Source organism: Micromonospora sp. NPDC048894, assembly GCF_040649765.1.
Lineage (GTDB): Bacteria > Actinomycetota > Actinomycetes > Mycobacteriales > Micromonosporaceae > Micromonospora > Micromonospora antibiotica.
Window position 1 is genome coordinate 95,475 of the sequence record NZ_JBEZFY010000004.1, and the last position, 14,673, is coordinate 110,147.

The window sequence follows — 14,673 nt, forward strand, 5'->3', positions numbered from 1 at the left end:
TCGCAACAACCGTTCACGTTCGACGGGCCGGCCCGGACCAACCGGCCCCGCCGGTCCAGCCGGCAGACGGACGCCGCGCACCGCACTAGGCTGCCCAGGCATGAGCGATGCGAGTGAGCTGCCGTCCCGCGCCGACGTCGTGATCATCGGATCGGGGCACAACGGGCTGGTCTCCGCCGTCCTGCTGGCCCGCGCCGGGCTGGACGTGCTGGTGCTGGAGGCGGCGGAGGTGATCGGCGGGGCCACCCGCACCGAGAACCCGTTCCCGAAGGTGCCCGCGCTGCGCCACTCCACCGGGTCGTACCTGCTGGGGCTGATGCCGCCGGAGCTGCTCGCCACCCTCGACGTGCGCATCCCGGTGCTGCGCCGCGACCCGCACTACTTCCTGCCCACCCCGGGCGGGCCCGGAGCGCCGTACCTGCTGTTCGGCAGCGACACCGCCGCGACCCGGCGGCAGCTCACCGAGTTCTTCTCCCCCGCCGACGTGGCCGCCGACGACGCGCTCCAGGCCGAGCTGGCGCAGCTGCGCGCCGACCTGGCCCCGGCGTGGCTGGCCGAGCCGCTGCCGGTGGAGCAGACCGCCGAACGCTACGTCCGCCCCGAGCTGCGGCAGGTCTTCGTCGACCTGGTCCGTGGTTCCGTCGCCGACTACCTGGCCCGCTTCGACTTCCGCTCCGAACTGCTGGTCAGCATGTACGCGGTCACCGACGGGCTGTCCGGCCTCAACGCCGGCCCGGACGACCCCGGCACCGGCCACAACTTCCTGGTGCACAACATGTGCCGGCTGCCCGGCGCGGACGGCACCTGGATGATCGCCGAGGGCGGGATGGGCACCGTCTCGCGCACCTTCGCCGAGGCCGCCCGCGCCGCCGGGGCGACCATCCTGACCGGTGCCCGGGTCGACGCCGTCACCCTGACCGGGGGCGCGGCGTCGGGCGTCCGGCTCGCCGACGGGCGGGAGGTCGCCGCCGAGGTGGTGCTCGGCGCGTGTGACCCGTACCGGCTGATGGAGCTGGTGCCCGACGGCGCGCTCCCGGCGGAGCTGGGCGCGCGGATGGCGGCGGTCCGCCGGCCCGGCACCACCCTCAAGCTCAACCTGGCGCTGACCGGGTTGCCCCGGTTCTCCTGCCTGCCGGCCGACGCGCCCAGCCCGTTCGGGTCCACCATCCACCTGCTGCCCGGGTCGGCGTCGCTGGTCGGGGCCGGCGGCGAGTCACCGATGGCGGCGCTGCGGGCGATGTGGGCCGACGTGCAGGCCGGGCGGCTGCCCGACGAACCGACCATCGAGTGGTACCTGCACACCACGGTCGACCCGTCGCTGTCCGACCCGGCCGGGCACCACTCGTCGGCGCTGTTCGTCCAGTCGGTGCCCTACACGCTGGCCGGCACCGACTGGGACAGCGCGCTACCCGGCTACGTCGCCCGGCTGGTGGAGATCTGCGAACGGTACGCCCCGGGCACCGGTGACCTGATCGCCGACGCGGTGCCGCTGCCCCCGCCCGGCATCGAGGCGCACTTCGGCATCACCGGCGGGCACATCCACCACGTCGACAACACCGTCTCGTTCACCGACCGGATGCCGTACGCCACCGGCATCGACGGGGTGTACGCGGGTAGCGCCGGCTGCCACCCGGCGGGCAGCGTGATCGGCGCGGCCGGCCACAACGCCGCCCGACGCATCCTCGCCGACCTGGGCCGCTGACGCCCACCGGCCCGTCCCGGCAGGCGGACCGGGTGACACCGTCGCCGTCCGGCCGGGCCGGGTGAGACCGCCGCCGGGCGGGCGGGCCGGGTGACACCGTCGCCGTCCGGACGGGCGGAGACGGGCCTGCCCGGCTCAGGCGGGAGCTGGACGGGAGGACGGCAGGTCGCCGGGGCCCCGGATCAGATAGAGCCCGGTGAGCAGGAAGTACGCCGCGAGGCTGAGCACCGGGTCGACGAAGGAGATGCCGAACGCCACCAGGTACAGGACCGGGCCGAGCAGGAAGCGGCGGGCCACGGCGCGGGCCAGCCGGGGATCCAATCCCGGGTCGAGCAGCCGTCGGCGGCGGGCCCACCACCAGCTCAGGTTGAAGAACAGCGCCTCACCGAGCACCGTGCCGACATAGAGGGCGGCGGTCAACCGCTGGTCGGCGACGGTGCCCCGCAGGTTGTCGGCGAGCAGGCTGGCCGCGAACGGAATGGCCGCCACGAACAGCAACAACAGCAGGTTGAGGACGAGCAGCAACTGGTCGACCTTGACGACGTACCGCCACATGTTGTGGTGGGTCAACCAGACCTGACCGACGATCACGAACGTGATCACGTACGCCAGGTAGGCGGGCCACTCGTGGAACAGCGCCCCGGGCAGATCCTGCCCCTCGGGCCGCTGCGGGCTGAGTTGGAGCAGCTCCACCGCCATCAGGGTCAGCACGATCGCGATCACCGCGTCGCTGAACGCCTCCACCCGGGAGGCGTCCCGCTCCTTCTCCCGCCGGTGCCCGAACTCGTACTCCTCCTCGTCCACCACCCCGCCCCACCCGCCCTGTCGGTCCTGACGTCACCGTGCCCGGAGTGCACCGGTCAGCCGGGCCGGCACCACGTCATGGTCGCCGGAAACGGGGGATGGCGGGGTGGGAACGGGGTCAGTTGCCGCCACCCCATCGGGCGGCAGCGAGGACGGGAGCGGCCGGGCGCGGCCGGTCAGTTCGCCGGGGCGGGAGCTTCCGCGTCCACCCGGGCGGCGCGGATCTTGTGGCCGACGCTGGTCAGGCAGCGGCCCGACGGCAGGTCGAACTTCCAGCCGTGCAGCTGGCAGGTGAGCTGGTCGCCGTCGACGATGCCGAACCGGGTCAGGTCCGCCTTGAGGTGGGGGCAACGGCGCTGCACCACCCAGTCACCCAGGGTGATGTCCTCGGCGTCGACGGCCCGCTCGTGCTCGTCGTACCAGCCCTCGGCGTACTGGAGGCGCTCGGTGGACAGGCACTTGAAGAAGGCGTAGACGAACTCGTTGTACTGGCCGATCCGGGCCGCCGAGAACCGGCAGGACAGGAAGAGCGAGTTGACCCAGTCCACCTCGTCGATATGGAGCAGGTGCTCGATGAGCGCCCGCTCGGTACGGAACCGGTACCTGACCTTCTCGTCGGCGTACGGCCGGACCTGCTTGCCGGGGAAGTCCACCACGATGGATTCGACGCTGTCCCCGTCGTAGCCGACCAGGTCGAAGCGGACCGGGCCGCCGACCCCCTTGGCCAGGTAGATCGACTCGTCGAGCAGCGGCTCGATCCGGCGTTTCATCCCGGCCAGCACGTCGATCTCGGGGTGCCGCCAGGACGCCTTCTCGGCCTCGATGACCGGGCGCTTGCGCTCCCGCATCTCCTCCAGGTGCGCGGTCTTGTTCGCGAAGAACTCCTCGACCGGCTGCGGGTGGGTGGTGGTCGCGCCGGAGGTGGTCACCTCGGCGACGCTGCCCGGCAGCAGCACGATGCCGTTGGTGCCGCCGACCTTCGCGTACTCCGACAGGAACACCGACTGGTCCGGGAAGATGTTGCCCTCGTCGCCGTGAATGTCGTTGAACTGCCACAACGCGTCGTCGAGGAAACACGGCGGGCCGGCGATCGGGAAGACGTGGTCGGCCTTCAGGTCGTCGATGTAGCGCCAGGTCCGGTCGAACTGCCGCTCCCGCTTCTGCTTGCCGAACGCGGTCTTCGCCGACTGCGGCAGCTCGTAGACCATCGGGTACCAGATCGCGCCGGAGAACTGGAGCAGGTGCGCGTGCACGTGGCCCAGCTCGGCGAAGACGGTCAGGTCGGTGGGGCGGGCGTCGTTCTGGTTGAGCAGCCGGACCCCGTCGTACTCCACCCAGAGCGACGAGTCGCCGATCGGGCCGTCGGTCGGGCTGGTCAGCGCCTGGATCATGATCTTCAGGCCGCCGGGCAGCTCCACCACCTGCTCGTTGGGGGCCCGCAGGAACTTCGTGAAGCCCAGCGCCCGCAGCTCGTCGGCCATCTCCGAGGTGGGGAACTCGGGCAGCAGGACGGTGGCGTCCTTCGAGACGAACTCCCGCAGGTGCTTGGCGTCGAAGTGGTCCCGGTGCAGGTGCGACACGTACAGGTAGTCGACCTGGCCCAGGGCCTCCCAGTCGAGCAGGGAGTTGTCGGGGAACGGGAACCAGGAGGCGAAGTAGGCCGGATTGACCCACGGGTCGCACAGGATGCTGCCCGCAGCCGTGTCGATCCGCATGCTGGCATGTCCCGTACCGGTCACTCGCACCGCAGTCCCCCTCAAACAGACAATCAAGGTGTACGCCCGAACGCTACCGGAGGCAGTGTGGTCGACGGCCCGCGACGCCGGTAGAGCCGACCCGCCCCACCGGGCCGGGGTCTTTCGGCCCGGTCCCCGGCCAGCCCTGCCCACTCCTGCCCGGCCCGGCCACCCGGCACCCCGATCCTGCCGGCCCGGCCCCCGGCGGCCCGGGCGCTGCTGGTCAACAGCCGGCCGCGCGCCACGAGTTTCCCGGTCCGCCGGGCTTCGGCAGGGCGGACCCCGCACCGGGGCCGGGGCAGGGCGTGCCAGACTAGCCGGAGATCCGATCGCGAGGGAAGGACCGACAGTGGCAGGAAGCGAGCCGGTAACCGCGCCAGATCAGCACAGGCCCGGGCACCGCAAGGCCGGACGGATCGGCGCGGTGCTCTCCGCGTTGGCGCTGCTGGCGATGCTGTGCGGCAACCACGAGGGCAAGGTCGAGGACATCTGGCTGGTCGGCCTGGCCGTGCTGTTGCTGGCGATCGTCATCGGCGACGCCGTGCTGCGCCGCAGCGGGCTACGCTCCTGACGCACCGCCCCACAGACGTACGAGGGCCCACCCCGGTCGGGGATGGGCCCTCGTCACATCTGCTGGATCAACGGCCGAAGAGGATGTCCTGGACGTCCTTGAGCGCGGCGTCGACCTCCGCCTCGAAGTAACCACCGGGCACCAGCCCGAACCGCAGCGTGTCCAGGTCCTTGGGGTTCACCGGCATCTGGTTACGGCCCTGCATCCCACCGAGCAGGCTCTCGAAGAACCGGTCCACCTGGTCGGGGTCGTACCCGCTGCCGAAGCGGCGCACCTGGAAGCTGCGCCGGATCTGGTCGACCCGGTACAGCTCGCTGCCGGGCGGGCCGGCCATCGGCGGACCCACCATCGGCGGGCCACCGGCCGGCGGGCCCATCGGCGCGGGCCCGCCCATCGACGGGCCACCCATCGGCGGCGGGCCTCCCGGACCACGACCACGCATCTCCCGCGGGTCCCGCTCGGGCATCCGGTCCCGCTCGGGCATCCGGTCGCGTTCCGGCATCCGGTCACGCTCGGGCATCCGGATCTCGGCAGTCATGTCGGTACGACCGTGCCGGCCCGCCTCGAAACCGTCGAAGCGCTGCTCGTCCGGGGGGCCGTAGCCACTACCCGGGCCGGCCGGCAGACCCCGCGGCGGTGGGCCACCGTGCCCCATCGGCCCGCTCGGACCGGGGCCCATCGGCCCGCCGGGGCCCGGGCCCAACTGGCCGCGCGGCGCGTCGTACCCACCACGAGGCGGGTCGTACCCACCGCGCGGCGCGTCGTGTCCGACGGCGAAGGCGCCGCTCGGCTCGTCGTACCCACCGCGAGGCGCGTCACGTCCGACGGCGAAGGTGCCACTCGGCTCGTCGTACCCACCGCGAGGCGCGTCACGTCCGACGGCGAAGGCGCCACTCGGCTCGTCGTAGCGGCTGCCGTAACGGTCCGGCGGACCAGGCTGGGCCGGCATCGCGCGGGGCGGCATCGGCTGCGGCACCGGCGACATACCCCGGTGGTCGTCGCGCATCGGCGGGGCGAGCCGGTCCGCGCCACGCGGGTCGGCGACCCGGCCACCGGGGGCGGCGCGCTCCTCCAGCTCGGCCAACTGCCGCTCCACCCGATCCAGGTGCAGGTCGACCTGCCACTCGTCATAGCCGTTGAAGCGGACCCGGAAGACGACGTCGTGGACCTCCTGGGAGGCCACGGGGGCACCGACCGGCTGACCGGCGAGGGTGGCCTCCACCCGGTCCAGGAAGGCGTCGACCTCGTCGACCTTGTAGCCCCGGCGGAGCGCCTTACGCCGGAAACGCTGACCCTGACTCGCCACTATGTCTCCTGGTCTCGTACCGCTACGCCCGGTCGCGCCCGCGCGGCGCTTCGATGTCACTGTCCACCGCGGCAGCCAACTGCCCGCACGCACCGTCGATCTCACGCCCCCGGGTGTCACGCACCGTGGTGGAGACGCCGGACTCCCGCAACCGTCGGACGAACTCCCGCTCCACCGGCTTGGCGCTGGCGTCCCACCGGCTACCCGGTGTCGGATTGAGCGGGATGAGGTTGACGTGCGCCGACCTACCGGCCAACAACCGCCCGAGCAGGTCGGCCCGCCACGGCTGATCGTTCACGTCTTTGATCATCGCGTACTCGATCGACACCCGGCGCCCCGTCGTCGCCGCGTAGTCCCACGCTGCGTCCAGCACCTCGGCTACCTTCCAGCGCTGGTTGACCGGCACGAGTTCGTCGCGCAGCTCATCATCGGGCGCATGCAGCGACAACGCAAGGGTCACCGCGAGGTCTTCGCTGGCCAGTCGGCGGATGGCCGGCACCAGACCGACCGTGGAGACGGTGATGTGCCGCTGCGACAGACCCAGCCCCTCCGGGGCCGGCGCGACCAGCCGCCGGATCGCCGTGACGACCCGGGAGTAGTTGGCCAGCGGCTCACCCATGCCCATGAACACGACGTGCGACAACCGGGGCGGCGACCCGGCCACCGCGCCCGAGGCGGCGACCCCGGCGAGATAGACCGCCTGGTCGACGATCTCGGCGGCGGACAGGTTGCGGGTCAACCCGGCTTGGCCGGTGGCGCAGAACGGGCAGGCCATGCCGCAGCCCGCCTGGCTGGAGATACAGACGGTGACCCGGTCCGGGTAACCCATCAGCACGCTCTCCACCAGCGACCCGTCGTGCAACCGCCACAGCGCCTTACGGGTGGCCCCGTCGTCGCAGGCCAGCTCGCGGACCGGGGTGAGCAGCCGGGGCAGCAGCGCCCCGGCCAACCGGTCCCGGGTGGCCGCCGGCAGATCGGTCATCTCGGCCGGGTCGCGCACCAGTCGCCCGAAGTAGTGGTGGGAGACCTGCTTGGCCCGGAAGGCTGGCTCACCCAGCTCGGTGACGAGCGCCCGCCGGCCCGGCAGGTCCAGGTCGGCGAGGTGTCGGGGTGGCATCGCCGGGCGGCGGCCGGGGGCGTCCGGGTCAACGGGGATCACAGGCAGGCTCGTCATGGCTGGTCCAGTCTGTCACGCCGGTCGCCGGACCCACCCGTCCGGAGGTGCCGAATCGGCCCCCACCAGGGGGACCACCCGGGTGGCGCGGCGTGATTCATCCCTCAGCCCACCACCGGCACGAGGATCGCCAGCAGCAGGTAGGCGGTGGGTACGGCGAACAGGATCGAGTCCAGCCGGTCCATCAGGCCACCGTGCCCCGGCAGCAGGGTGCTCATGTCTTTCACGCCGAGGTCCCGTTTGATCATCGACTCGGCGAGGTCGCCCAGCACCGCCGCGACGGAGACCGCCATCCCGAACACCGCACCCCACCAGGGCGCCACGTCGAAGAGCAGCCAGATCAGCAGGGCACTGCCGAGCGCTGCGGCGGCGACCGAGCCGGCGAACCCCTCCCAGGATTTCTTCGGGCTGATCCTGGGTGCCATCGGGTGCCTACCGAAGGACACCCCGGCGGCGTACCCGCCGGTGTCGGAGAGCACCACGCCGACCACGGTGACCAGCACCCGCAGGTGGCCGTCGCCCGGAGCCGCCGCGAGCATCGCCGCGAAACCACCCAGGAACGGCACGTAGACCGCGATCAGGGTGGCCGCGGTGATGTCCCGTTGGAAGCCGGCCGGGCCGTCACCCAGCCGCCAGACCATCGCGCCCAGCACGGTGACCAGCAGCCCCAGGCTCAGCGCGTCCGGCCCGGCGAACCAGGCCAACCCGATGGTGAGCACGCCACCGGCGAGCAGCGGCACCAGCGGCGGGTGCGCGCCGCTGCGCCGGACCGCGCGGGTCATCTCCCAGATGCCCACCCCGATCGCGCCGGCCAGCACGGCCAGGAAGCCGGGCAGGAAGAAGAAGAGCGGCACCAGGACCAACGCGCCGAGCCCCAGCCCGACGCCGATGGCGGCCGGCAGGTTACGACCGGCCCGCCCGGTCGCCGGCAGTGGGGTGGCCGGCCGGTCGGCACTGGCCCGCCGTCGGCCCCGGAACCGTCGACCGGCCGGTGGCTCCGGATCCGCCTCGGCATCGGGCGACGGCAAGCGCGACCCGGTACCGCCGTCGTCACCGACCGGGACGAACTGGGGGGTCGGCAGGTCGCCGTCGCGCACCGGCGTCAGGTGCGCGGTCGGGGCGTCGTCGTCGCGCACCGCGGCGAACTGCGCGGTCGAGGCGTCGTCGGCGAGCGGCCCGCCCGGGTGATCGGCACCGAAGAGGTCACCGACCGGTTCGTCGTACGGCCCGCCGTTCGGCTCGTCGTGGCCACGCACCGGTGGCCGGAGCGGGGCCTGCGGCCCGGCCGACAATCCGGGGCCGGACTGCCGGGGCGACCACGGTTCGACCTCCCGTTCCGGCCAGGGCAGGGCCGGGGGACGGTCGGACCGCTCCCAGCCACGGGGCTCGGTGCCGCTGTAGGGGTCGAGGGGGGACATCACGCACCGGACGAGGGTACGAGTGCCACCACATGACGCAAGACCACAACCATCCCCTACCCGCGTGACTACTTCCGGTTGACCGGCCCGACGACCGATCGATCCCCGCCGTTCACCGCCCGGTGGCCAGGAATCCTGCCGAGCCTACTGCACCGGCCAGCCGGGCACGGTGGACGTCGGCCCGGCCGTCCGGCCGACGGACGACGACGGCACCGGCGCTGCCTCCGCAGAGCGGTGACGCGCCGGTGCCGTGGGCCGGGCTCAGACTTCGAGCAGCTCCGACTCCTTGTGCTTGACCAGCTCGTCGACCGTGGCGACGTAACGCTGGGTCATGTCGTCGAGTTCCTTCTCGGCGCGGCGGCCGTCGTCCTCGCCGACCTCACCGTCCTTGACCAGGCGGTCCAGCTCTTCCTTGCCCTTGCGGCGGACGTTGCGGACCGCCACCTTGGCTTCCTCGCCCTTGTGCCGAGCCACCTTGATCATCTCGCGGCGACGTTCCTCGGTCATCTGCGGGAGCAGGATGCGCAGCTGGTTGCCCTCGTTGTTCGGGTTCAACCCCAGGTCGGAGTCGCGGATCGCCTTCTCCATGGCGTTGATCTGCGAGTTGTCGTACGGCTTGATGATGGCCATGCGCGGCTCCGGCACCCCGATGGACGCCATCTGGGGCAGCGGGGTCGGCGTGCCGTAGTAGTCGATGATGACCTTGGAGAACATGGCGGCGTTGGCGCGACCGGTACGGATGGCGCCGAACTCCTCCTTGGCGTGCTCGACCGCACGCTCCATCTTCTCCTCGGCCTCGAGGAGGGTGTCGTCGATCACCGGTCTCCTCGCCTCCTTCTGTTGCTCGTCGTGGGCTGAAGCTGCTGCTCTGGTGCGGAGGACCGCTCGGGTCGCCGGGACCGGTCAGGCGGTGATCAGCGTACCGATCGTGTCGCCGCCGACGGCCCGGATGATCGTGTCCTCGCCCTGGGCGCCGAAGACCAGCATCGGCAGCCCGTTCTCCATGCAGAGGCTGAACGCCGCCGCGTCCGCCACCCGCAGGTTGCGTTGCAACACCTCGGAAAAGGTGATCGAGTCGAACTTGCTGGCGGCCGGGTCGATCCGCGGGTCGGCGCTGTAGACGCCGTCCACGCCGTTCTTGCTCATCAGCACCACGTCGGCGCGGATCTCCAGCGCCCGCTGGGCGGCCACCGTGTCGGTGGAGAAGTACGGCATCCCGGCGCCCGCACCGAAGATCACCACGCGTCCCTTCTCCAGGTGCCGGATCGCCCGCAGCGGAATGTACGGCTCGGCGACCTGGGCCATCGTGATCGCGCTCTGCACCCGCGTCTCGATGCCCTCCTTCTCCAGGAAGTCCTGCAACGCCAGGCAGTTCATCACCGTGCCCAGCATGCCCATGTAGTCGGCGCGGGCCCGGTCCATGCCGCGCTTCTGCAACTCCGCCCCACGGAAGAAGTTGCCGCCGCCGACCACCACGGAGACCTGCACACCACGGCGGACCACGGTGGCGATCTGCCGGGCGATGGCCTGCACGACGTCCGGGTCGACACCGATCGCCCCACCGCCGAAGACCTCACCCGAGAGCTTCAGCACCACCCGGCGGGCGCGGCCGGCCGGCGGCGCCGTCGGGTCGTCCGCCTCCAGGCTCCGGTCGTTCACAACCTGTGTCATCCGCCCCGCCCCTCCCGCGTGCGCGTCGACCGCGCCGCGTCACCGCGTACCTGCCCGTTGCCGACCCTATGCGACGAGGAGGCCGCGGTGCCTGTCGCGTACACCTGCGGCCTCCTCGTCGACGTTGCGTGCCCGTCCGGGCGCGGCACGCGCGCCCGGACGGTGGCGGCTCAGGCCTGGCCGACCTCGAACCGGACGAAGCGGGTCACCTCGATGCCGGCCTCGGCCAGCACCTGCTTGACGGTCTTCTTGTTGTCGGAGACCGACGCCTGCTCGATCAGGACGTAGTCCTTGAAGAAGGCGTTCACCCGACCCTCGACGATCTTCGGCAGGGCCGCTTCGGGCTTGTTCTCCTCGCGGGCGGTCTGCTCGGCGATGCGCCGCTCGGACTCGACGACCTCGGCCGGCACCTCGTCACGGGTGACGTACTTCGGCCGCATCGCGGCGATCTGCATGGCGGTGCCCCGGGCGTCGGCGTCGCCGGCCTCGTCGGTCTTGCCGCTGTACTCCACCAGCACACCGACGGCCGGCGGCAGGTCCTGGCTCTTGCGGTGCAGGTAGACCGCGACGGTGCCGTCGAGCTTGGCGAAGCGGTTGAGCACCAGCTTCTCGCCGATCTTGGCGGACTGCTCCTGGATCAGGTCGGCGACGGTCTTGCCGTCCAGCTCGGTGGCGAGCAGCTCCTCGGCGGTGCCGACGCCGCTACGCTCACCGTGCTCGACCAGCTGCTGGGCCAGCGCGACGAACGCGTCGGTCTTGGCCACGAAGTCGGTCTCGCAGTTGAGCTCCAGCAGCGCCTTGCCGGAGTGCGCGACGAGGCCGTTGGCGGCGGTCCGGCCGGCCCGCTTGCCGACGTCCTTGGCGCCCTTGACGCGCAGGATCTCGACGGCCTTGTCGAAGTCGCCCTCAGCCTCGGTGAGCGCCTTCTTGCAGTCCATCATGCCGGCGCCGGTGAGGTCGCGGAGCTTCTTGACGTCCGCGGCGGTGAAGTTGGACATGACTCTCTCTTCGGGTGTTGAGTCTGCGGTGGGTGGTCTGGGATGCCGGCTACCCGGAACAGGCCGGATGCGCCCGGCGGTGACCGCCGGACCCCGCCGCCCGGACGAGCGGCGGGGATCCGGCGGTACGGGTCACTCGGCGGCGGCGGCCGCCGGCTGCTCGGCCGGCTTCTGCTCGGCGGCAGGCTGCTCGGCGGCGGCAGGCTCGGCGGCCGGCTGCTCGGCGGCGGCGGGCTGCTCGTCGGCCTTCTTCGGCTCCAGCAGCTCACGCTCCCACTCGGTCAGCGGCTCGTCGCTGCCGACCTGACCCGCCTCCGGCTTCTCGTCGCCACCACGACGACGGCCGGACCGGGCGATCAGACCGTCGGCGACGGCGGCGGCCACCACCCGGGTCAGCAGCTCGGCGGAGCGGATCGCGTCGTCGTTGCCCGGGATCGGGAAGTCGACCTCGTCCGGGTCGCAGTTGGTGTCCAGCACCGCGATCACCGGGATGCCCAGCTTGCGGGCCTCGTCGACGGCGATGTGCTCCTTCTTGGTGTCGACGATCCAGACCGCGGCCGGGAGCTTCTGCATGTCCCGCAGGCCACCAAGGGTCTTGGTGAGCTTGGTCTTCTCGCGGAACAGCTGCAGGGTCTCCTTCTTGGTGTAGCCGGCGGCGGTGCCGGTCAGGTCACCGAGCGCCTCAAGCTCCTTCATCCGCTGGAGCCGCTTGTACACCGTCTGGAAGTTGGTCAGCATGCCACCGAGCCAGCGGTGGTTGACGTACGGCTGGCCGACCCGGGTGGCCTGCTCGGAGATGGCCTCCTGAGCCTGCTTCTTGGTGCCGACGAACAGGATGCTGCCGCCCTCGGCCACCGTGTTGCGCACGAAGTCGTACGCCTTCTCGATGTAGTCGAGGGTCTGGCGCAGGTCGATGATGTAGATGCCGTTGCGCTCGGTCATGATGAAGCGCTTCATCTTCGGGTTCCAGCGCCGGGTCTGGTGCCCGAAGTGGACACCGCTCTCCAGCAGCTGACGCATGGTCACGACGGCCATGGTGGGGTACTCCTCAAGATCCCTGGTTGTCACGCCCGGCCGGTGGCCGGGCGTCCTGGTGCCTGGTCGCCGGCCCATGGTGGGCCCGAAGGAGATCGGGACCAGGGAGGCCGTCGCCCCACGACGAGACGTGGAGAGGGCACGCGAGGTCGACCGCCGAGGCGGTCGCCAAGAGGCCAGTGTACGCCCCCGCCCTGCCACCCGACCCCCGCCCCACCATCCAGCCGCGCATCCGGTTCCCGCCCCCAGCTCTCGGCTCTCGGGGCTCAGCTCCCGGCTCCCGGCTCCCGGTCTCGGGTCTCGGGTTGGATCGGGTGGGTGCCGAGGTGTCGGCAGGCGACGGGGGTCCAGCGGGTCGGGGACGGTGACGGTTCTCCGCAGGCCGCCGTTCGACGGGCGGTCCGGGGGCGGTTCAGGGGCGGTCCGGGGGCGGTCCGGGGGCGGTTCAGCGGGCGGCGAGGGCGGCGGCGAGGAAGAGGACCAGCCCGACGGTGAGGTAGGCGGTCGGCGGGCGCAGCCAGCCCCGGGCCCCGTCGGCCATCGCCAGGCCACCGGTGCGCAGCCCGTACAGGCCGCCGGCGAAGACCGGCAACCCGATCACCAGGAAGGTGCCCACGACGACGTGCGACGCCGAGACCGGGTCACCGGTGAGTCCGTGCAGCAGCACCCGCAGCGCGGGAACCTCGAAGACCAGGGCCGACAACCCCAGCAGCACCGCCAGCGCCGGCCGCCGGGTGCGGTACACGCCGTCGGAGGTCGGGCCACCCGTGCGGTACGCCCCGTCCGGGCTGGCCAGGTCATCCGCCCGCGGCGTGACCGGCACCATCGGGCCGGTCGGCACCTCCAGGGGGGAGGGCTCCGCCGGTCGGGTGGGTTCGACGATCGGGTAGTTGCCCAGCGCCGCCGGCCGGACCGGATCGGTCCCCGCCAGCGGGCCGACCCCGCTGACCCCCAACAGTCCGGAATCGGCGGTGAACCGGCCGGTGCCACTGTCACCGCTGCCGAGCCGACCACCCCCGGTACCACCCAACCGACCCGTACCGGTATCGCCGACACGCCGCCCGGTGCCGGTGTCGGACAAGCGGCCGGTGCCGGTGTCGGCCAGGCGGCCGGTGCCGGTGTCGGCCAGGCGGCCGGTGCCGGTGTCGGCCAGGCGGCCGGTGCCGGTGTCGGCCAGGCGGCCGGTGCCGGTGTCGCCAACGCCCCGGCCAATACCGGTGTCGGACAGGCGGCCGGTGCCGGTGTCGCCCACGCCCCGCACCGGGATGCCGCCGAGCGGGCCCGCACCGGTGTCCCCGAGCGGGCCGACGCCACTGACTGCGGCCTCGCGGGCGGCGCGTCGACCCACCCGGTCACCGGGCAGTTCGCCGGAGACATCCGGGTCGTCCCGGCGGGACCGGGTCGGCCGGTATCCGGTGCTCTCGCCCCCGGCGGCACCCAAGGGATCAGCCGTGTCGAGGCGTCCCGAGTCGAAACGGCTGGCGTCCCCGTACCGGCCTTCCTCGGCAGCTCGTTGGTCGGGGGTGCGGGCCTCGTCGTCGCGCCGGCGCACCCCGCTCGCCGTCCGCCAGTCGGAGTCGTCGTACGCGCGTTCCCGGCCGGCCGGGTACCAGCGTGACTCCTGATCTTCGGGGTAGCTCCGTCGTGCGTCCACGTCCGGCACCGTATGCGACCGACCCGCCCGGCGCCATTCGCAAGTCGTACCGGCGCACGGGACCGATCGGACGGGTCGACGGACGATCGCCGGCCACCCCCCGGGAGCAGGGCATCAGCAGATCACATAGCAGGTCTGGGCCTTGATCGTCCGCTCGTCCACAGGGCGTCGAGTTGTCCACAGGTGCGGCCTCGGATGTCGCGCCCACCCCCGCCCCACCCGCAGCCTGACGGGCATGACGAAGCGGAACCAGGCGATCGGCGCGTACGGCGAGAGGTGCGCCGTACGGCATCTGATCGGGGCCGGGCTGCGCCCGGTGGCCCGCAACTGGCGCTGCCGCGAAGGTGAGATCGACGTCATCGCGTGGGACGGCCCGGTCCTCGCCTTCTGCGAGGTGAAGACCCGACGCGGCGACGCCTACGGCAGCCCCGCAGAGGCGGTCGTCCCGGCCAAGGCCCGACGGCTGCGGGGGCTCGCCGCCCGCTGGCTGGCCGAGACCGGGACGACCACCGACGAGGTGCGTTTCGACGTCCTGTCGGTCCGGTTGCCGCCGGCCGGCCCGGCACAGGTCGAGCACCTCAAGGGGGCCTTCTGATGATCCCGA

General features: G+C 72.2%; 13 protein-coding genes. 3 read left to right on the top strand and 10 right to left on the bottom strand.

All coding sequences use genetic code 11. The features are described from left to right. Nucleotides 1-100: 100 nt before the first annotated feature. Nucleotides 101-1,702 carry an NAD(P)/FAD-dependent oxidoreductase gene (locus AB0C22_RS10060; protein ID WP_357534531.1) on the top strand — a complete coding sequence of 534 codons (1,602 nt, stop codon included), beginning with the start codon at nucleotides 101-103 and terminating at the stop codon, nucleotides 1,700-1,702. Nucleotides 1,703-1,837: 135 nt separating this feature from the next. On the opposite strand, the gene AB0C22_RS10065 is transcribed toward AB0C22_RS10060, so the two are convergent. Together AB0C22_RS10065 and AB0C22_RS10070 are read right to left on the bottom strand one after the other, a co-directional pair. Continuing rightward, a complete protein-coding gene (locus AB0C22_RS10065; protein ID WP_219468375.1) occupies nucleotides 1,838-2,509 on the bottom strand; it encodes a TMEM175 family protein in 672 nt (223 codons plus the stop codon). 173 nt (nucleotides 2,510-2,682) lie between these two features. After that, entirely contained in the window at nucleotides 2,683-4,251 is a 1,569-nt protein-coding gene (locus AB0C22_RS10070) for a Rieske 2Fe-2S domain-containing protein (RefSeq protein WP_219468373.1), read from the bottom strand. Between the two features lie 340 nt (nucleotides 4,252-4,591). Here AB0C22_RS10070 and AB0C22_RS10075 point away from each other — a divergent pair, with 340 nt between their 5' ends. Continuing rightward, nucleotides 4,592-4,813 (top strand): DUF2631 domain-containing protein, encoded by a 222-nt coding sequence (locus AB0C22_RS10075; RefSeq protein WP_091245943.1) that lies wholly within the window; start codon nucleotides 4,592-4,594, stop codon nucleotides 4,811-4,813. Nucleotides 4,814-4,880: 67 nt separating this feature from the next. Here AB0C22_RS10075 and AB0C22_RS10080 read toward each other — a convergent pair whose 3' ends face one another. The 8 genes from AB0C22_RS10080 to AB0C22_RS10115 all read right to left on the bottom strand — a co-directional run bounded on the left by AB0C22_RS10080 (nucleotide 4,881) and on the right by AB0C22_RS10115 (nucleotide 14,069). Further along, nucleotides 4,881-6,119, bottom strand: coding sequence for a DivIVA domain-containing protein (locus tag AB0C22_RS10080; RefSeq protein WP_219468369.1), 1,239 nt, complete (start codon nucleotides 6,117-6,119; stop codon nucleotides 4,881-4,883). 22 nt (nucleotides 6,120-6,141) lie between these two features. Then, a complete protein-coding gene (gene rlmN, locus AB0C22_RS10085) occupies nucleotides 6,142-7,293 on the bottom strand; it encodes a 23S rRNA (adenine(2503)-C(2))-methyltransferase RlmN (RefSeq protein WP_357534534.1) in 1,152 nt (383 codons plus the stop codon). A 104-nt stretch (nucleotides 7,294-7,397) separates the two neighbouring features. After that, nucleotides 7,398-8,711 (bottom strand): phosphatidate cytidylyltransferase, encoded by a 1,314-nt coding sequence (locus AB0C22_RS10090; protein WP_219468362.1) that lies wholly within the window; start codon nucleotides 8,709-8,711, stop codon nucleotides 7,398-7,400. Nucleotides 8,712-8,972: 261 nt separating this feature from the next. Beyond that, nucleotides 8,973-9,530: a ribosome recycling factor gene (gene frr, locus AB0C22_RS10095; protein ID WP_219468359.1), complete on the bottom strand. Its 558-nt coding sequence runs from the start codon at nucleotides 9,528-9,530 to the stop codon at nucleotides 8,973-8,975. 84 nt (nucleotides 9,531-9,614) lie between these two features. Continuing rightward, nucleotides 9,615-10,382 (bottom strand): UMP kinase, encoded by a 768-nt coding sequence (gene pyrH, locus AB0C22_RS10100; protein WP_219468356.1) that lies wholly within the window; start codon nucleotides 10,380-10,382, stop codon nucleotides 9,615-9,617. A gap of 170 nt (nucleotides 10,383-10,552) precedes the next feature. Further along, nucleotides 10,553-11,380 (bottom strand): translation elongation factor Ts, encoded by an 828-nt coding sequence (gene tsf / locus AB0C22_RS10105; RefSeq protein WP_208567177.1) that lies wholly within the window; start codon nucleotides 11,378-11,380, stop codon nucleotides 10,553-10,555. A gap of 132 nt (nucleotides 11,381-11,512) precedes the next feature. Beyond that, complete coding sequence (rpsB, locus tag AB0C22_RS10110; RefSeq protein ID WP_357534537.1) at nucleotides 11,513-12,415, bottom strand: 30S ribosomal protein S2; 903 nt, start codon at nucleotides 12,413-12,415, stop codon at nucleotides 11,513-11,515. Nucleotides 12,416-12,860: 445 nt separating this feature from the next. Beyond that, on the bottom strand, nucleotides 12,861-14,069 hold the full coding sequence (locus tag AB0C22_RS10115) for a hypothetical protein (RefSeq protein ID WP_357534539.1): 1,209 nt from the start codon (nucleotides 14,067-14,069) through the stop codon (nucleotides 12,861-12,863). Nucleotides 14,070-14,304: 235 nt separating this feature from the next. Here AB0C22_RS10115 and AB0C22_RS10120 point away from each other — a divergent pair, with 235 nt between their 5' ends. Beyond that, a complete protein-coding gene (locus AB0C22_RS10120) occupies nucleotides 14,305-14,664 on the top strand; it encodes a YraN family protein (RefSeq protein ID WP_208567180.1) in 360 nt (119 codons plus the stop codon). Nucleotides 14,665-14,673 lie beyond the last annotated feature (9 nt).